The sequence below is a fragment of the Enterobacter cloacae complex sp. S1 genome (assembly GCF_014930525.1).
Classification (GTDB): Bacteria; Pseudomonadota; Gammaproteobacteria; order Enterobacterales; family Enterobacteriaceae; genus Enterobacter; species Enterobacter hormaechei_C.
Genome location: NZ_JADBRE010000005.1, coordinates 1 through 17,807, shown reverse-complemented (window position 1 = coordinate 17,807; position 17,807 = coordinate 1). Strand labels below are relative to the sequence as shown.

Genomic DNA, 17,807 nt, shown 5'->3' with positions numbered 1-17,807 from the left:
CAGCGCCACCGGGCAATTTTCAGAGCATTACGCGCTGCGGCGCAGCATACCTTGCTTTTTCAGCCACACCAGCAGAATCGAAATCGCGGCAGGTGTGACGCCGGAGATACGTGAGGCCTGGCCAATCGACACAGGTTTGTGATCGTTCAGCTTAGCGATCACTTCGTTGGAAAGGCCCGTCACCTGACGATAGTCCAGCATTTCCGGCAGCAGCGTGTTTTCGTTGCGTTGCTGTTTTTCGATCTCATCCTGCTGACGCGCGATGTAGCCTTCGTATTTCACCTGGATCTCGACCTGTTCAGCCGCTTCCGCGTCTTCAAGGCCCGGCGCGAACGCGGTCAGTTTGACCAGATTCTCGTAGGTGACTTCAGGACGGCGCAGCAGATCTTCCCCGCTGGCTTCGCGCGACAGCGGTGCTGTTAAGTGAGCGTTTACTTCGGCAGCGGTTTCCGCCTGCGGATTCACCCAGGTGGTTTTCAGGCGCTGACGTTCCTGTTCGATACGCTCGAGCTTCTCGTTGAAGCGCGCCCAGCGTTCGTCATCCACCAGACCCAATTCGCGGCCCACCTCGGTCAGACGCAGATCGGCATTGTCTTCGCGCAGCATCAGGCGATATTCCGCACGAGAAGTAAACATGCGGTACGGTTCTTTGGTCCCCAGCGTGCAGAGATCGTCGACCAGAACGCCCAGGTAAGCCTGAGAACGCGCCGGTGCCCAGCCCTCTTTCTCGGCAGAGAAGCGAGCGGCGTTCAGACCGGCCAGCAGCCCTTGCGCGGCAGCTTCTTCGTACCCGGTGGTGCCGTTAATCTGGCCTGCGAAGAACAGACCCTGGATGAATTTGCTTTCCAGGGTTGGCTTCAGGTCACGCGGATCGAAGAAATCGTACTCAATAGCGTAGCCAGGACGAACGATCTTCGCGTTTTCCATGCCCTGCATTGAACGCACAATCTGCATCTGCACGTCGAACGGCAGGCTGGTGGAGATGCCGTTTGGGTAAATTTCGTTAGAGGTCAGCCCTTCCGGTTCGAGGAAGATCTGGTGCTGGTTACGATCGGCAAAGCGCATCACCTTGTCTTCGATCGACGGGCAGTAGCGCGGGCCGATCCCTTCGATCACGCCAGCATACATTGGGCTGCGATCGAGGTTATTGCGGATCACGTCATGGGTTTTTTCATTGGTGTGCGTGATGTAGCACGGCACCTGCTGCGGATGTTGCGCCGCATTGCCCATGAACGAGAATACCGGCATCGGGTTATCGCCGTGCTGCTGTGCGAGCACGCTGAAATCAATGGTGCGCGCATCAATACGCGGCGGCGTACCGGTTTTCAGGCGGCTTACGCGCAGCGGCAGCTCACGCAGACGACGAGATAACGGAATCGACGGCGGATCGCCAGCACGGCCACCGCTATAGTTGTCCAGACCAATATGGATTTTTCCGTCCAGGAATGTCCCGACGGTCAGCACAACCGCTTTTGCGCGGAACTTGAGACCCATCTGGGTCACGGCGCCAACAACACGATCGTTCTCCACGATAAGATCTTCTACCGCCTGCTGGAAGATCATCAGGTTCGGTTGGTTTTCCAGCGCGGTGCGCACAGCCTGACGGTAAAGCACGCGGTCTGCTTGCGCACGGGTGGCGCGAACAGCCGGACCTTTACTCGCGTTTAGTATCCTAAACTGGATGCCCGCATGATCGATCGCTTTCGCCATCAGGCCGCCAAGCGCATCCACTTCTTTTACCAGGTGTCCTTTCCCAATGCCGCCAATCGCCGGATTACAGGACATTTGTCCCAGCGTGTCGATATTGTGTGTCAAAAGCAGGGTCTGCTGACCCATTCGCGCTGCGGCCATTGCGGCCTCAGTGCCTGCGTGACCCCCGCCAATGATGATGACGTCAAAAGGATCCTGATAAAACATGGTGGTCTGCCTCGCGTAAAGCGGTATGAAAATGGATTGAAGCCCGGGCCGTGGATTCTACTCAACTTTAGTCTTTCGAGAAAGCATTGGGATCCTGGGCTATTAAAAAGAAGATCTTTTTATTTAGAGATCTGTTCTATTGTGATCTCTTATTAGGATCGCAGACCTCTGTGGATAAGTCCGATCCCATAAATAAGATCATGCAGTTAGGAAGGATCGTTTGCTGTGAATGATCGGTGATCCTGGACCGTATAAGCTGGGATCAGATCGCCACTTTATACACAGGTCAAAAACTAAACCAACGTTGTTCTTTGGATAACTACGGCTTAATACGAGCTTTTAACCAGAGTTATCCACATCTGATCGCACGATCTTTAATCGTTTTTGAGTAAATTTTTCCATTCCGCGAGCCAGATCTCGGCTGGATCTTCGGGAATGTCATGATCGAGGATGTTGATCTTCAGCGTTTCACCCAGCTGTTTTGCTCCGCAGGCGGTCACCGCAGCTTCTACTTTCTCTATGGCGCCACAGAAAGTGTCATATTCACGGCTGCCGATCCCCACAGCGCCAAACCGGACGTTTGACAGATCGGGCTGTTGTTCCAGCAGTTCGTCATATAAAGGTTGCAGGTTATCCGGCAGATCGCCCGCGCCGTGCGTGGAGGTGATCAGCAGCCAGACCCCGTCAGTCGGGAGATCTTCCAGCAGCGGTCCGTGCAGCGTTTGTGTAGAAAAGCCCGCGTCTTCCAGCTTCTCAGCCAGATGTTCCGCTACATATTCCGCACCGCCCAGGGTGCTGCCGCTGATAAGAGTAATGTCCGCCATTGATCGCTCGCTCAGATAAAGAGGCGGCCATTGTACGCTGTGAACGAGCTGGGATCTACCTGTGGAAAATGTGGGAATGAAATTGCCCGATCACGGGCGGATAGTACGCATGATCGGGTTTTGCAGGGAGATCAGGGTTTCAGTGGACTGAATTTCATCGATTGTTTGGATCTTGTTGATAAGTACCTGCTGGAGGGCGTCAATGGATCGGCACATCACCTTTATAAAGATGCTGTAGTGCCCGGTGGTGTAGTACGCCTCGGTGACTTCATCCAGCGCGTTCAGTTTCTCCAGCGCGGAGGGGTAATCTTTGGCGCTTTTCAGAATAATGCCAATGAAGCAGCAGACGTCGTAGCCAAGTTGCTTCGGGCTGACATCAATGCGTGCGCCGGTGATGATCCCGGCCTGCTTCATTTTCTCGACGCGAACGTGAATGGTCCCCGGGCTGACGCCAAATTGTTTCGCCAGTTCGGCATACGCGGTGCGTGCGTTGGCCATTAGCGCTTCCAGAATGCCGCGGTCCAGATTGTCGATCTGATAATTTTCCATAGGTTTTTCTTATGAAGATTAATGATTCCCTCTATTCTAGCGTCTTATTTTAACGAATCAAAAGTGAAGCCGGCTTTTTGTTGATGGGTTATTGAATTAAGCGCCTGTTCTGTTGCTTAATCAGTATCAACAGGACGCAGGAGTATAAATAATGAAAACCGCTTACATCGCAAAACAACGCCAGATCAGTTTCGTAAAATCCCATTTTTCCCGCCAGCTGGAAGAGAAGCTTGGCCTTATTGAAGTTCAGGCGCCGATTCTGAGCCGCGTGGGTGACGGGACGCAGGATAACTTGTCTGGTTGCGAAAAAGCGGTACAGGTAAAAGTGAAAACACTGCCAGACGCCCAGTTCGAAGTGGTTCATTCCCTGGCGAAGTGGAAGCGTCAAACCCTGGGACAACACGACTTCAGCGCGGGCGAAGGGCTTTACACGCACATGAAAGCCCTTCGCCCCGATGAAGACCGCCTTTCCCCGATTCACTCTGTCTACGTTGACCAGTGGGACTGGGAGCGCGTAATGGGAGATGGCGAGCGTCACGTCGGTACGCTGAAATCCACCGTTGAGGCGATCTACGCCGGGATCAAAGCAACCGAAGCGGCCGTGAGCAAAGAGTTTGGTCTGGCACCGTTCCTGCCGGAAACGATCCACTTTGTTCACAGTCAGGAATTGCTGAGCCGTTTCCCGGATCTGGATGCCAAAGGCCGTGAACGCGCGATCGCCAAAGAGCTGGGCGCGGTATTCCTTATCGGCATTGGCGGGAAATTGTCTGATGGTAAACGTCACGACGTCCGTGCGCCGGATTACGATGACTGGAGCACCGTGGGCGAAAGCGAATATGCCGGTCTGAACGGCGATATTCTGGTCTGGAACCCGGTTCTGGAAGATGCGTTTGAACTCTCTTCGATGGGGATCCGCGTGGATGCTGAAGCACTGAAGCGTCAGCTGGCCGTGACCGGTGATGAAGATCGTCTGCAACTGGAGTGGCACCAGGCACTGCTGCGCGGTGAAATGCCGCAGACCATCGGCGGTGGTATTGGCCAGTCTCGTCTGACCATGCTGCTGCTGCAACTGTCTCACATTGGTCAGGTGCAGTGTGGGGTGTGGCCGCAGCAGGTACGTGAGAGCGTCGGTTCTCTTCTTTAATTAACGTCGCCAGCGTCTGAGCAGGCGGCTACGCAACCCGGTATCAAAGCGCCAGATGTGATCGAAGATGCGCATGATGCCGGGTTTTCCATGTGCAGACATCGCCACGGCATGGAAACGGTGCTGGTGCACGCGCTGCATCTCCTTCACTTTATTCACGACGTCGTCCGGCAGCCGCTGGGCAATAAAATCGGAAATCACCACCGCATCCGCGTCGTACCAGTCACCGCCCTGCATGCGCTCAATGATGCTGCGAAAACAGCTGGCCAGATCGGTGCCGCCGCGAAAGCGCTGGCTTAAAAAGCGGATCGCCTGCTCCAGCCCCTGTGGGCTGGTCAGTTCATACCCAACAACTTCGCTGGAAAAGAGCATGATGTAGCAGCGACGACGATCGGCAAGCGCCACGCGCATCAGAGCCAGGCAGAACGCTTTTGCACACTGTTCATTAAAGCCCCCCATCGATCCAGACGTATCGACGCAAACAATGAATGGGCCGCGCGGTTGCTCATCAAAATCCTGGTGTACCACCGGACGCTGGCTGATCTTCTCGCGCCAGGCTTCGCCATGCAGTCGATAGGTAATGAGCTGTTTTTCCACCAGCCGACGATAAAACTCATACTCCAGTTCGGTCATGCCCAGCGTGCTGAGTTCCGTAGGCAGCAGGCGCAGGATGTCATCGCTTTGCTGTAGCCCGTCCACCTGCTCCGGTACGGTGGAGGGTTCACGTACCAGCGTACGAAAGGTCTCCATCGGCGCATCTTTCTTTGGGACCGACCGGGCCTCCCGGGAGCGGCCGAGCTGTTCTGCGAGCTTCATCAGCTCCGGCTGTTGTGCCAGAAAGTCGCCGTACTTCACGATCAGCTGATAATCGCCCCGCTTTAACTGGCCGGCACTCATATCCCAGAGTCGACCGGCGGCGTTTTCATTCTCCACCAGCACCTGTTCTAACTGGCCGCTCAGGGTCATTCGCTCCTGGACTTCACTGAGCAACTGTTCGCGCTCTTCGTCCAGCAACTGCTGATTAAGGGCCGTGGCCTGGACCACAAGGCTCAGTCGCCAGCGCTGTAAAAACAGCGTATGCAGGGCGGGAGTGAAGCTGGGGTTATCCGTGACCAGCGCTCTGGCCTGGCTGGCAAACGGGGAGTGAACGTTATCAAGCAGCGTCAGGGTTTGCTGTAGCCGGGCAATAAACTGCGGCGTTGAAAGCCGCTGGCACTGCTGGTAACCAGCCACTTCCTCTGTCAGTTCCGGCGGGACTTCCGTCTCCTTAAACCGCTGGCGCAGGTTATCGCGCCAGCGGGGAAGATCGTCCGTCATTGCTTTTCGGAGCTTCGGGAATTTTTCAAAGAAGGCCGCCAGCTGCGGTGAAGCGAGCAGGGTAATGACGACCTCTTCGATCAACCCTTCCTCGCTAACCGCCAGCATGACGTTAAGCGTGTCCAGCGTTAGCATTGACGCGCCTGTTTGATCTGCGCGCTGACATCCTGCAAGCTGGCTTCAATGCGACCTAACCAGTCGCTATGGATAAAGAGGCATTTCTGCTGCTCGCTGAAGCGCGTGTGCTGCTGATGCCATTCGTTATCCAGCGCTTCGAGCTGCTGTTTGATCTCCTCCGGAAGAGTATCGGAGGCCGTGCCCGGCAGCGCCAGGCGCGATCCCTGAAGGCTGACGTCGCGGATCACAAGGTGCTGGCTGCTGTCGACTTCCATCGTCAGCGGCTGTGCAAAGCCGATACCGTTGAGTTTACCGCGGATCTCACCGCCCTTATCCAGCCACTGAACCAGCGCAACGCGTTCGATCGTCACGTGCACAACCTGCATATCATGAAGCTTCAGCGGTTGCTGAAGAAGAAGCGTGAGCGAGGCGTCAGTCAGCCCGGCGGGCAGTTCGTAGTGCGGTTTACGGGCAAACATCCCGCCAAGACGGTTCACCTTCAGCGCGGTTTTATCACTTTGCTGCTGCTGGAGCTGAAGGCGACGTTGGGCAATCGCGCCCAGTTGATTAAGCATGGATTGCTGACCCCACGCGTGTCCGGTCATCAAAACGTCCAGCTGCTGCTGCATCATATTCATCCCTTCTGCGTCATGCCACAGACAGTCTTTCAGCAGGATAAGATCGATTGGAGCGACAGCATCGCGGCCGCTAAACAGCGCGCTTGCCTGGAGCAGGCGAATGGCTTTTTTCCAGCGACGATCGGAGACGTACGGCGCGGAAGGCAGCAAATCAAGCTGCTGGCGCAGCATGAAGATCAGCTCAAAAACGGGATCGGGCAGTTTTATCTTGCCGATCTCCTCCTGCCACTGGTGGTATTCCTCGTCCGTGACCTGCAATGACGCTGCCACCGGGTTTTCGTTTTCATCCTGCTGGCTTACCAGCATGGAACGGAAGTTTGATTTATCCTGGACTTTATCCAGCCACAGGCGGATCAGCATACGGTCATACAGTGCTTCCAGGCTGCTGTCGGCTTCGGGCAATTCGTTAGACGCGGCCACCAGCAGGCGCATGGGGATCTTCTCTTCGCTGGCGCCGTTGCGGAAGCGGCGTTCGTTAATTGCCGTCAGCAGGGTATTCAGAATGGCCGGGCCGGCTTTCCAGATCTCATCAAGAAAGACGATTTCCGCTTCCGGGAGATAGCCCGCCGTCAGACGTTCATAGCGTCCCTCATCTTTTAACGCCTGAATGGAGAGTGGGCCGAAAACTTCTTCCGGCGTGGAGAAGCGCGTCATCAAATACTCGAATGCGCGCGCGTTCTGGAAAGCGAATTTGAGGCGGCGTGCGATCAGACTTTTGGCAATGCCCGGCGGGCCCAGCAGAAATACGCTTTCCCCACTCAGCGCCGCCAGTAAACAGAGGCGAATGGCGTGGCTACGCTCGTAAAGGCCTTTCTCCAGCGCACTGCTGAGGCGGGAAATTCTTTCTGCTAATAAATGTGAGTGAGCCATAATAGTTTTGCATCCTTTCGCCGTCGTGGCGGCTAATTGAAGCGAGTATAGACGTTTCGGTCTGGCCTGGTAATAGGCTGAAGTGCGGCGCTATTTTCTTTGCGCTACATTAATGCGGCTGCATTTAGGGGTACGATTTTGCATTGAATCGTGCATACTGTGCGCTTTTTGTGGGCCAAGGGACTAAGCACACATTTGTTATTCAAACGAAAAGACTAGTCTATGAGCACTGATAATAAGCAATCATTACCCGCAGTAACGCTTGCGGCGATCGGGGTTGTCTACGGTGATATCGGCACCAGCCCGCTTTATACGCTTCGTGAATGTCTGTCCGGTCAGTTTGGTTTTGGTGTAGAGCGTGACGCCGTATTTGGTTTCCTCTCGCTCATTTTCTGGCTGCTGATCCTGGTGGTCTCCCTTAAGTATCTCTCTTTCGTAATGCGGGCTGATAACGCGGGCGAGGGCGGTATTCTGACCCTGATGTCCCTTGCCGGGCGCAATACGTCCGCAAGAATGACCTCCGTGCTGGTCATCATCGGCCTGATTGGCGGCAGCTTCTTCTATGGAGAAGTCGTGATTACGCCGGCGATTTCTGTAATGTCGGCCATAGAGGGGCTGGAGATTGTCGCGCCACAGCTTGATACGTGGGTGGTGCCACTCGCTATTATTGTGCTGACGTTGCTGTTTGCCATACAAAAACACGGTACCGGGCTGGTGGGTAAGCTGTTCGCGCCTATTATGCTGGCCTGGTTCCTGATCCTGGCGGCGCTGGGCTTACGCAGTATTATCGCCAACCCGGATGTCCTGCACGCGCTGAACCCAATGTGGGCGGTGCATTTCTTCCTTGAATATAAAGTGGTGTCGTTTGTGGCGCTGGGCGCGGTGGTGCTTTCCATTACCGGTGTTGAAGCGCTGTATGCGGATATGGGCCACTTCGGGAAACTCCCTATTCGCGTCGCCTGGTTTAGCGTGGTCTTGCCTTCACTGGTGCTGAATTACTTCGGTCAGGGCGCGCTGCTGCTTGCACACCCTGAAGCGATTAAAAACCCGTTCTTCCTGCTGGCGCCGGACTGGGCGCTGGTTCCGATGCTGATCCTGGCGACGCTGGCGACGGTCATTGCCTCTCAGGCTGTCATTTCCGGCGTATTCTCCCTGACGCGTCAGGCCGTGCGTTTGGGTTATCTCTCCCCAATGCGCATTATCCATACCTCGGAGATGGAGTCTGGCCAGATCTACATTCCGTTCGTCAACTGGCTGCTCTATTTCGCGGTGGTGATTGTTATCGTCAGCTTTGAGCACTCCAGTAATCTGGCGGCGGCGTACGGTATCGCGGTAACAGGAACGATGGTGTTGACCTCTATTCTCTCCACCACCGTGGCGTACCGTAACTGGCACTGGAATAAGTTCCTCGTGGGGCTGATCCTGGTTGGCTTCCTCTGCATCGACGTGCCGCTGTTCTCTGCGAACCTCGACAAGATTGTCTCCGGCGGCTGGCTGCCGCTGACGCTGGGTCTGGTGATGTTTATTGTGATGACGACGTGGAAGAGCGAACGTTTCCGCCTGCTGCGTCGTATGCACGAGCACGGTAACTCTCTGGAGGCGATGATCGCCTCGCTGGAGAAATCCCCACCGGTGCGCGTGCCGGGCACGGCGGTGTATATGTCTCGCGCGCTGAACGTAATCCCGTTTGCGCTGATGCATAACCTCAAGCACAACAAAGTGCTGCACGAGCGCGTGATCCTGCTGACGCTGCGTACCGAAGATGCGCCGTACGTTCACAACGTGCGTCGCGTACAGATTGAACAGCTATCGCCAACCTTCTGGCGCGTGGTGGCAAGCTACGGCTGGCGCGAAACGCCGAACGTGGAAGAGGTGTTCCACCGCTGCGGTCTGGAAGGCCTGAGTTGCCGCATGATGGAGACGTCGTTCTTTATGTCCCACGAGTCGCTGATCATCGGCAAGCGCCCATGGTATCTGCGCCTGCGCGGCAAGCTGTATCTCATTCTGCAACGTAACGCCCTGCGTGCGCCTGACCAGTTTGAGATCCCGCCTAACCGCGTGATTGAGCTGGGGACGCAGGTCGAGATTTAACCCTTCTGAATATGCCGGGTGGCGCTGCGCTTACCCGGCCTACCAGACCCGTAGGCCCGCGCAAGCGTAGCGCCGCCGGGCAATTTTCCTCTATTGCATTTCACTTAGCGAAACGTTTCGACGTTGATCACAAATCCGTTACGTCATGATGGTTTTCTGAACACTTCTGCGGCTACACTGTTTTTAGCGAAACGTTTCGCTAGTGGAGCAAAAAATGAAGAAAGGCACAGTACTCAACTCAGAAATCTCATCGGTGATTTCCCGTCTTGGGCATACCGATACGCTGGTGGTTTGCGATGCAGGCTTACCGGTTCCGCGCAGCACAACCCGTATCGATATGGCGTTAACGCAGGGCGTACCCTCGTTCATGCAGGTACTGGAAGTGGTCACCGCGGAGATGCAGGTTGAGGCGGCCATTCTCGCGGCGGAAATCAAACAACATAATCCGCAACTCCACGAAACGTTGCTCAGCCACATTGAGCAACTGCAACAGCACCAGGGAAACACCATAGAAATTCGTTACACAACGCACGAGCAGTTCAAACAACAAACCGCAGACAGTCAGGCGGTGATTCGCAGCGGGGAGTGCTCCCCGTATGCGAATATCATTCTCTGTGCTGGCGTCACCTTCTGAGGCCATCATGGACGCATTACTGCAACTCAAAGGGATCGATAAGTCGTTCCCGGGCGTAAAAGCCCTCTCCGGTGCGGCGCTGAACGTCTATTCCGGGCGCGTCATGGCGCTGGTGGGCGAAAACGGCGCCGGCAAATCCACCATGATGAAAGTGCTGACCGGTATCTACCAACGCGATGCCGGTTCGCTGCTGTGGCTGGGTAAAGAGACCACCTTCAACGGCCCGAAATCCTCTCAGGAAGCGGGCATCGGCATCATCCACCAGGAGTTGAACCTGATCCCGCAGCTCACCATTGCGGAGAACATCTTCCTCGGCCGTGAGTTCGTGAACCGGTTTGGCAAAATCGACTGGAAAACCATGTATGCCGAAGCGGACAAACTGCTGGCGAAGCTGAATCTGCGCTTTAAGAGCGACCGACTGGTGGGCGACCTTTCCATCGGCGATCAGCAGATGGTGGAAATCGCGAAGGTGCTGAGCTTCGAGTCGAAGGTCATCATTATGGATGAACCGACCGACGCCCTGACCGATACCGAAACCGAATCCCTGTTCCGCGTGATCCGTGAGCTGAAATCCCAGGGCCGCGGCATTGTCTATATCTCACACCGCATGAAAGAGATCTTCGAGATCTGCGACGACGTCACCGTCTTTCGCGACGGGCAGTTTATTGCCGAGCGCGAAGTGGCAACCCTGACCGAAGATACCCTGATTGAAATGATGGTGGGACGTAAGCTCGAAGATCAGTATCCGCATCTGGAGAAAGCGCCGGGAGAAATCCGCCTGAAGGTGGATAATCTCTGCGGGCCGGGCGTGAATGACGTCTCCTTTACCCTGCGCAAGGGCGAGATCCTTGGCGTCGCGGGCCTGATGGGCGCGGGGCGCACCGAACTGATGAAAGTGCTCTATGGCGCACTGCCGCGCACCAGCGGCTACGTTACCCTTGACGGCCATGAGGTGGTCACCCGCTCGCCGCAGGATGGCCTGGCGAACGGCATTGTCTATATTTCCGAAGACCGTAAGCGCGACGGCTTAGTGCTGGGCATGTCGGTGAAAGAGAACATGTCCCTGACGGCGCTAGGCTATTTCAGCCGCAGCGGCGGCAGCCTGAAACACAAAGATGAGCAGCAGGCGGTCAGCGATTTTATCCGTCTCTTTAACGTTAAAACCCCATCGATGGAGCAGGCGATTGGCCTGTTGTCCGGCGGGAATCAGCAGAAAGTGGCGATTGCCCGCGGGCTGATGACGCGCCCGAAAGTGTTGATCCTTGATGAACCTACCCGCGGCGTGGACGTGGGCGCGAAGAAAGAGATCTATCAGCTGATTAACCAGTTCAAGGCCGACGGTCTGAGCATCATTCTGGTCTCTTCCGAGATGCCAGAGGTATTAGGCATGAGCGATCGCATTATCGTCATGCATGAAGGGCATCTCGGCGGTGAATTCACTCGCGAGCAGGCCACCCAGGAAGTTCTGATGGCTGCCGCTGTGGGCAAGCTTAATCGCGTGAATCAGGAGTAAGAAGATGACTACCCAGGCTGTTTCTGGTCGCCGCTATTTCACAAAGGCATGGCTGATGGAACAAAAATCGCTGATTGCCCTGCTGGTGCTGATCGCGATTGTCTCGACCATGAGCCCCAACTTTTTTACCGTCAATAACCTGTTCAACATTCTTCAGCAGACCTCCGTCAACGCCATTATGGCGGTGGGGATGACGCTGGTGATTTTGACCTCGGGTATCGATCTGTCCGTCGGTTCCCTGCTGGCCCTCACCGGCGCGATCGCCGCGTCGATTGTTGGTATTGAGGTCAACGCGCTGGTGGCCGTTGCCGCTGCCCTGGCGGCAGGTGCGGCAATTGGCGCCGTAACCGGCGTGATTGTGGCGAAAGGTCGCGTTCAGGCATTCATCGCCACGCTGGTGATGATGCTGCTGCTGCGCGGTGTGACCATGGTGTACACCAACGGTAGCCCGATTAATACCGGTTTTACCGATAACGCCGATCTGTTTGGCTGGTTCGGTATCGGTCGCCCGCTGGGTGTCCCGACCCCGGTCTGGATCATGGCTATCGTCTTCCTGGCGGCATGGTACATGCTGCACCATACCCGTCTGGGTCGTTATATCTATGCGCTGGGCGGTAACGAAGCGGCAACGCGCCTGTCCGGTATCAGCGTTAATAAAGTCAAAATTATCGTTTACTCCCTGTGCGGCCTGCTGGCGTCTCTGGCGGGCATCATCGAAGTGGCGCGCCTCTCTTCCGCGCAGCCAACGGCGGGTACGGGCTATGAGCTGGATGCCATCGCGGCAGTGGTTCTGGGCGGTACGAGCCTTGCGGGTGGTAAAGGTCGCATTGTTGGGACATTGATCGGCGCACTGATCCTCGGTTTCCTGAATAATGGTTTGAATTTGTTAGGTGTTTCCTCCTATTACCAGATGATCGTTAAGGCAGTGGTGATTTTGCTGGCGGTACTGGTAGACAACAAAAAACAGTAACTGACGACACTACAGGACATCTTAGATATGAACATGAAAAAACTGGCTACCCTGGTTTCTGCTGTCGCGCTGAGCGCAACCGTAAGTGCTAACGCCATGGCGAAGGACACCATCGCGCTGGTTGTCTCTACCCTGAACAACCCGTTCTTCGTCTCTCTGAAGGATGGCGCGCAGAAAGAAGCAGATAAACTGGGCTACAACCTGGTGGTGCTGGATTCTCAGAACAACCCGGCGAAAGAGCTGGCTAACGTTCAGGACTTAACCGTTCGTGGTACCAAAATCCTGCTGATCAACCCAACCGATTCCGACGCGGTCGGTAACGCCGTGAAGATGGCAAACCAGGCGAAGATCCCGGTCATCACCCTTGACCGTCAGGCAACGAAAGGGGATGTGGTCAGCCACATTGCGTCTGATAACGTACTGGGCGGTAAAATCGCCGGTGACTACATCGCGAAGAAAGCAGGTGAAGGCGCGAAAGTGATCGAGTTGCAGGGTATCGCCGGGACTTCCGCAGCCCGTGAACGTGGTGAAGGCTTCCAGCAGGCTGTAGCGGCGCACAAATTCAACGTGCTGGCGAGCCAGCCGGCAGACTTCGACCGTACAAAGGGCCTGAACGTCATGCAGAACCTGCTGACCGCGCATCCTGATGTGCAGGCGGTATTCGCACAGAACGACGAAATGGCGCTCGGTGCGCTGCGTGCGCTCCAGACTGCGGGTAAATCAGATGTGATGGTTGTCGGATTTGACGGCACGCCGGATGGTGAAAAAGCAGTAAATGATGGCAAACTGGCTGCGACCATCGCTCAGCTGCCTGAGCAGATTGGCGCGACTGGCGTGCAAACTGCCGATAAAGTGCTGAAGGGCGAAAAAGTTCAGGCCAAATATCCTGTTGACCTGAAACTGGTCATTAAGCAGTAAAGGCGATTCAGGCAGTCGCTGGCTGCCTGAGGGACACCAAATAAAAGAAAAGTGTGGCATACGCCACCGGGTAAGACCGGTGGCGCTCTCAGATGGACACCTCAATACATGAAAACCGCAGGCAACCTCGTCGTCCTTGGCAGTATCAATGCCGATCACATTCTTAACCTTGAAACGTTCCCCACTCCGGGCGAAACCGTCACTGGCAATCAGTATCAGGTGGCGTTCGGCGGTAAGGGCGCAAACCAGGCGGTTGCCGCCGGACGCAGCGGGGCGAATATCGCGTTTATCGCCTGTACGGGTGATGACGATACCGGCGAGCGCGTACGCAAACAGCTGGCAAGCGACAACATCGACATTGCACCCGTCAGCGTGGTTGCAGGGGAATCTACCGGCGTGGCGCTGATTTTCGTCAATGCGGAAGGTGAGAATGTCATCGGTATTCATGCAGGGGCTAATGCCGCGTTAACGACTGAACGCGTCGAAGCGCAGCGTGGAATCATCGCCGGAGCGGAAGCCCTGCTGATGCAGCTGGAGTCACCGGTTGAAAGCGTGCTGGCCGCCGCGAAAATTGCGCATGAAAATCATACGTCTGTCGTACTTAACCCTGCGCCTGCCCGTGTATTATCAGACGAGCTGCTGGCGCTGGTGGATATCATCACCCCGAACGAAACCGAAGCGGAAAAGCTGACGGGTATCCGTGTCGAAAATGATGACGATGCCGCGCGTGCCGCGCTTGCACTGCATGAAAAAGGCATCGGCACCGTAATCATCACCCTCGGCAGCCGTGGGGTGTGGGCTAGCGTCAATGGCGAAGGCCGTCGCGTACCGGGCTTTAAGGTCAAAGCCATTGATACCATCGCCGCAGGAGACACCTTCAACGGTGCACTGGTAACGGCGCTGCTGGAAGGAAAAGCAATGGATGACGCGATCCGCTTCGCGCATGCCGCCGCTGCGATTGCGGTGACGCGTAAAGGCGCTCAGCCTTCTGTTCCATGGCGTAAAGAGATTGATGAATTCTTAAGTCAGCAGGGGTAACGCTTGGCCACAATGAAAGATGTCGCCCGTATGGCGGGCGTTTCTACCTCGACTGTCTCCCACGTAATCAATAACGATCGCTTCGTCAGCGAGGCGATTCGGGAGAAAGTTGACGCTGCAATTAAAGAACTCAACTATGCGCCGTCTGCGCTGGCCCGCAGCCTGAAGCTCAACCAGACGCGCACCATCGGCATGCTGATCACGGCCAGTACCAACCCTTTTTATTCTGAACTGGTGCGCGGCGTGGAGCGCAGCTGCTTCGAGCGCGGCTACAGCCTGGTGCTGTGCAATACCGAAGGCGATGAGCAGCGCATGAACCGTAACCTGGAAACGCTGATGCAAAAACGCGTCGACGGGCTGCTGCTGCTCTGTACCGAAACGCATCAACCTTCGAAAGAGATCATCCAGCGTTACCCTTCTATTCCCACGGTGATGATGGACTGGGCGCCGTTCGACGGCACCAGCGATCTAATCCAGGATAACTCGCTGCTGGGTGGCGATATGGCGACTCAGCATCTGATCGATAAAGGTCATACCCGCATTGCCTGTATTACCGGCCCGCTGGATAAAACCCCGGCGCGCCTGCGTCTGGAAGGCTATCTTTCGGCCATGGAACGGGCGGGGCTTGCCATTCCTGATGGCTATCGCATCACCGGCGATTTCGAATTTAACGGTGGATTTGAAGCAATGCAGAAACTGCTGGCGCAAGAGCTGCGCCCGCAGGCGGTGTTTATCGGTAACGATGCGATGGCATTCGGAGCTTATCAGGCGCTGTATCAGGCGGGATTACGTGTTCCGGACGACATGGCGATCGTCGGTTACGATGATATCGAACTGGCGCGCTACATGACGCCCCCACTGACCACCATCCATCAGCCGAAGGATGAACTGGGCGAGCTGGCCATCGATGTGTTGATCCACCGCATGGCCCAGCCCACGCTGCAACAGCAACGTTTGCAGCTTACTCCTGTTCTGATGGAACGCGGTTCGGTTTAGCCTTCTCTTTGTGACGCTCTTTAATCAGGTTCCGGCCGTCTTTTGGTTTTAACAACATAAAGACCACCGCCGATACCACGGTAAGCGCGCCCATAGTGATAAAGGTATAGTGGAACTGCTCAACGGTATTGGTTCCCTCGAACCCTTCATAAAACCGCAGTACCGCCGCGCTCACGGCAACCCCGAGGCTGATCGACAGCTGTTGAGTGACCGCCAGTACGCTGTTGCCGCTGCTGGCATTCTCGTCGGTGAGGTCCGCAAGGGTGATGGTGTTCATCGACGTAAACTGCGTCGACATGGCCATACCCAGCACAAACAGCGGCAGGATCAGCATCCAGATTGGTAACGCCGCAGATTGCAGGGAGAACTGCGCAATCATCAATCCGATAAAGATCGTCACGCCAACCAGCGTCTTACGATAGCCAAACCAGCGCAGCACCTGCGTGACCGTCGATTTTGCCAGAATCGAGCCCATCGCCGTGGGCGCCATCATGCAGCCAGCAATCAGGGCCGGATAGCCGAAACCGACCTGGAGCATCAGCGGCATCAGGAACGGTACGCAGCCCGTGCCCAGACGCGAGGCAATATTGCCCGCGATCCCGACGGAGAACGTTCGGGTGTTAAACAGAGATAAAGAGATAAGCGGTGTCGGATGGCGACGCGCATGACGTATATATAGAAGGAACAGCAGAATACCGCTGAGGATGACGGCCAGTGCCAGCCACGTCGCTACGATTTTCTCGCCAAACAGCTCCATCCCGCTGGAGAACAGGACCAGGCTCAGGCCAAACAGGAAGAAACCACCCATATCGAAGCTGCGTCTTGGCGTGGTGAAGTTCGGCATATATTTGCGGGCATAAATCAGCCCTGCCACACCAATCGGAATATTAATCAGGAAGATCCAGTGCCAGCTAGCCCAGGTCACCAGTACGCCGCCGAGAACCGGGCCAAGTATCGGGCCGACCAGCCCCGGCATAGTCACAAAGTTGAGCACCGGGAGCAGTTCGCTGCGCGGATAGGCGCGTAATAACGCCAGACGCGCGACGGGCATCATCATCGCGCCGCCTATCCCCTGTAGAACGCGGAAGATAACCAGTTCCGTCAGCGAGGTGGAGAGGGCGCAAGCCAGAGAACCGAGCGTGAACAGCGTCACCGCCAGCATGAACACTTTGCGTGTGCCAAAACGATCGGCTAGCCAGCCGCTGACCGGAATAAGCATCGCCACTGTCAGGGTGTAGCTGATGATGGCGGATTGCATCGCCAGCGGGGAGCGGTTAAGGCTTTGGGCTATGGCGGGAAGGGCGGTATTGAGGATAGTGGCATCCAGTGCCTGCATAAAGAACGCCATGGCTGCAATCCACGGCAGTCCGGCCATACTGCGTGCTTTTTTCTCTGTCATTTATTTACCTGCTGGTGGGTTGGCGCGGCCAGCAACGCCTGGCACGCACTCAGGGCTCGCTGCCCGTCGCTCTCCTGAATGGCATCGACTATCGCCTGATGCAGATCCAGCTTCACCACCTCATCCTGCGTGATAGAGGTAAAGTAAGTGTGGTACACAGAATGGAATAAAGAAGCAAAGGAGGTCAGGAAAGGATTTCCGCTCATATTATAGATATGTTCATGCCAGGCCATATCGACCGCTATCCAGCGCTCGCGGTTAAAGTGCTTTTTCAGATCCACCATCTCTTCCATCAAAGTATTGAGCTGCGCTTTTTGCTCGGCTGTGCCGAGCGTGGCGGCAAGCAGGCAGGCCTGAGGCTCAAGACTGCTGCGCATGACCAGAAAGTGATCGACGACCTGATTAAAGTTATCTTCGGTCATCCACCAGGTGAGTAACTCCTGATCGAGAAAGTTCCAGTTTCCCTGAGGCATAACGCGGGTGCCAATGCGCGGGCGTGGAAGCACCATCCCTTTCGCCGTTAATGTTTTTACCGCTTCGCGAACGGCGGTACGGCTAACGCCAAACTGATCTCCCAGCTCCATCTCGCTTGGCAGGATGCTACCTGGAGCATATTTACCCGCTAAGATCAGCTGCGCCAGTTTCTCTGCCAGCACATAGGACAGGTTTTTTTGAGCTGCCAGCTGTTGTGCGCTTAATGGCATCGCTTTTATTCCTTAAATATTGATGCGGTTAATTATGCCATCTCAGGTGTGATTGTGGTTGCAGATACATCAAATAGAACAATTTGTAGCTTGAACTCATCGCTTTTGGTGAAAAAAAACACGGTCAGAAACTTTTTTTAAATTTCCTCTTGTCACTTCAGAAGAACT

Annotated in this window: 15 protein-coding genes; 8 read left to right on the top strand and 7 right to left on the bottom strand. The window is 55.6% G+C overall.

All coding sequences use genetic code 11. The features are described 5' to 3' along the window. Positions 1–27 precede the first annotated feature (27 nt). The 3 genes from mnmG to asnC all read right to left on the bottom strand — a co-directional run bounded on the left by mnmG (position 28) and on the right by asnC (position 3,290). Positions 28–1,917 (bottom strand): tRNA uridine-5-carboxymethylaminomethyl(34) synthesis enzyme MnmG, encoded by a 1,890-nt coding sequence (gene mnmG / locus IM290_RS05240; protein WP_003862379.1) that lies wholly within the window; start codon positions 1,915–1,917, stop codon positions 28–30. Between the two features lie 374 nt (positions 1,918–2,291). Next, on the bottom strand, positions 2,292–2,741 hold the full coding sequence (gene mioC, locus IM290_RS05235) for an FMN-binding protein MioC (protein WP_003862381.1): 450 nt from the start codon (positions 2,739–2,741) through the stop codon (positions 2,292–2,294). A gap of 90 nt (positions 2,742–2,831) precedes the next feature. Further along, positions 2,832–3,290: a transcriptional regulator AsnC gene (gene asnC, locus IM290_RS05230; RefSeq protein ID WP_003862383.1), complete on the bottom strand. Its 459-nt coding sequence runs from the start codon at positions 3,288–3,290 to the stop codon at positions 2,832–2,834. A 151-nt stretch (positions 3,291–3,441) separates the two neighbouring features. Here asnC and asnA point away from each other — a divergent pair, with 151 nt between their 5' ends. Then, entirely contained in the window at positions 3,442–4,434 is a 993-nt protein-coding gene (gene asnA / locus IM290_RS05225) for an aspartate--ammonia ligase (protein ID WP_003862385.1), read from the top strand. Here the strand turns inward: asnA and viaA are convergent, their stop codons facing one another. Both viaA and ravA read right to left on the bottom strand, forming a co-directional pair. Next, positions 4,435–5,886, bottom strand: coding sequence for an ATPase RavA stimulator ViaA (gene viaA / locus IM290_RS05220; protein WP_193042609.1), 1,452 nt, complete (start codon positions 5,884–5,886; stop codon positions 4,435–4,437). It abuts the gene before it with no gap. Next, positions 5,880–7,376 (bottom strand): ATPase RavA, encoded by a 1,497-nt coding sequence (ravA, locus tag IM290_RS05215; protein WP_193042608.1) that lies wholly within the window; start codon positions 7,374–7,376, stop codon positions 5,880–5,882. Before ravA ends, viaA begins: the two co-directional genes overlap by 7 nt. A 222-nt stretch (positions 7,377–7,598) precedes the next feature. On the opposite strand from ravA, the gene kup reads away from it, so the two are divergent. From kup to rbsR, 7 genes are all read left to right on the top strand, one after another. Next, a complete protein-coding gene (gene kup / locus IM290_RS05210) occupies positions 7,599–9,467 on the top strand; it encodes a low affinity potassium transporter Kup (protein ID WP_006808744.1) in 1,869 nt (622 codons plus the stop codon). 214 nt (positions 9,468–9,681) lie between these two features. Beyond that, positions 9,682–10,101, top strand: a complete 420-nt coding sequence (rbsD, locus tag IM290_RS05205; protein WP_003862392.1) for a D-ribose pyranase — start codon at positions 9,682–9,684, stop codon at positions 10,099–10,101. A 7-nt stretch (positions 10,102–10,108) separates the two neighbouring features. Beyond that, positions 10,109–11,614 (top strand): ribose ABC transporter ATP-binding protein RbsA, encoded by a 1,506-nt coding sequence (rbsA, locus tag IM290_RS05200; protein WP_015570154.1) that lies wholly within the window; start codon positions 10,109–10,111, stop codon positions 11,612–11,614. A gap of 4 nt (positions 11,615–11,618) precedes the next feature. Further along, positions 11,619–12,584 carry a ribose ABC transporter permease gene (rbsC, locus tag IM290_RS05195; RefSeq protein ID WP_003862395.1) on the top strand — a complete coding sequence of 322 codons (966 nt, stop codon included), beginning with the start codon at positions 11,619–11,621 and terminating at the stop codon, positions 12,582–12,584. A 27-nt stretch (positions 12,585–12,611) separates the two neighbouring features. Continuing rightward, on the top strand, positions 12,612–13,502 hold the full coding sequence (rbsB, locus tag IM290_RS05190) for a ribose ABC transporter substrate-binding protein RbsB (protein ID WP_003862397.1): 891 nt from the start codon (positions 12,612–12,614) through the stop codon (positions 13,500–13,502). A gap of 108 nt (positions 13,503–13,610) precedes the next feature. Continuing rightward, on the top strand, positions 13,611–14,540 hold the full coding sequence (gene rbsK / locus IM290_RS05185) for a ribokinase (protein WP_015570155.1): 930 nt from the start codon (positions 13,611–13,613) through the stop codon (positions 14,538–14,540). 3 nt (positions 14,541–14,543) lie between these two features. Further along, positions 14,544–15,536, top strand: coding sequence for a ribose operon transcriptional repressor RbsR (gene rbsR, locus IM290_RS05180; RefSeq protein ID WP_017694038.1), 993 nt, complete (start codon positions 14,544–14,546; stop codon positions 15,534–15,536). On the opposite strand, the gene mdtD is transcribed toward rbsR, so the two are convergent. Together mdtD and IM290_RS05170 are read right to left on the bottom strand one after the other, a co-directional pair. Further along, complete coding sequence (gene mdtD, locus IM290_RS05175) at positions 15,502–16,935, bottom strand: multidrug transporter subunit MdtD (protein ID WP_015570156.1); 1,434 nt, start codon at positions 16,933–16,935, stop codon at positions 15,502–15,504. The two genes, rbsR and mdtD, sit on opposite strands and share 35 nt — an antisense overlap. After that, the gene (locus tag IM290_RS05170) at positions 16,932–17,639 is read right to left on the bottom strand and encodes a FadR/GntR family transcriptional regulator (RefSeq protein ID WP_003862405.1); all 708 of its coding nucleotides are present in this window, start codon (positions 17,637–17,639) and stop codon (positions 16,932–16,934) included. Before IM290_RS05170 ends, mdtD begins: the two co-directional genes overlap by 4 nt. Positions 17,640–17,807 lie beyond the last annotated feature (168 nt).

What these genes read in the sequence shown, in the direction of transcription:
- asnC (WP_003862383.1), bottom strand. Translation starts at nt 3,290, where the DNA reads ATGGAAAATTATCAGATCGACAATCTGGACCGCGGCATTCTGGAAGCG.
- IM290_RS05170 (WP_003862405.1), bottom strand. Translation starts at nt 17,639, where the DNA reads ATGCCATTAAGCGCACAACAGCTGGCAGCTCAAAAAAACCTGTCCTAT.
- kup (WP_006808744.1), top strand. Translation starts at nt 7,599, where the DNA reads ATGAGCACTGATAATAAGCAATCATTACCCGCAGTAACGCTTGCGGCG.
- rbsB (WP_003862397.1), top strand. Translation starts at nt 12,612, where the DNA reads ATGAACATGAAAAAACTGGCTACCCTGGTTTCTGCTGTCGCGCTGAGC.
- viaA (WP_193042609.1), bottom strand. Translation starts at nt 5,886, where the DNA reads ATGCTAACGCTGGACACGCTTAACGTCATGCTGGCGGTTAGCGAGGAA.
- mdtD (WP_015570156.1), bottom strand. Translation starts at nt 16,935, where the DNA reads ATGACAGAGAAAAAAGCACGCAGTATGGCCGGACTGCCGTGGATTGCA.
- rbsK (WP_015570155.1), top strand. Translation starts at nt 13,611, where the DNA reads ATGAAAACCGCAGGCAACCTCGTCGTCCTTGGCAGTATCAATGCCGAT.
- rbsD (WP_003862392.1), top strand. Translation starts at nt 9,682, where the DNA reads ATGAAGAAAGGCACAGTACTCAACTCAGAAATCTCATCGGTGATTTCC.
- mnmG (WP_003862379.1), bottom strand. Translation starts at nt 1,917, where the DNA reads ATGTTTTATCAGGATCCTTTTGACGTCATCATCATTGGCGGGGGTCAC.
- mioC (WP_003862381.1), bottom strand. Translation starts at nt 2,741, where the DNA reads ATGGCGGACATTACTCTTATCAGCGGCAGCACCCTGGGCGGTGCGGAA.
- rbsA (WP_015570154.1), top strand. Translation starts at nt 10,109, where the DNA reads ATGGACGCATTACTGCAACTCAAAGGGATCGATAAGTCGTTCCCGGGC.
- ravA (WP_193042608.1), bottom strand. Translation starts at nt 7,376, where the DNA reads ATGGCTCACTCACATTTATTAGCAGAAAGAATTTCCCGCCTCAGCAGT.
- asnA (WP_003862385.1), top strand. Translation starts at nt 3,442, where the DNA reads ATGAAAACCGCTTACATCGCAAAACAACGCCAGATCAGTTTCGTAAAA.
- rbsC (WP_003862395.1), top strand. Translation starts at nt 11,619, where the DNA reads ATGACTACCCAGGCTGTTTCTGGTCGCCGCTATTTCACAAAGGCATGG.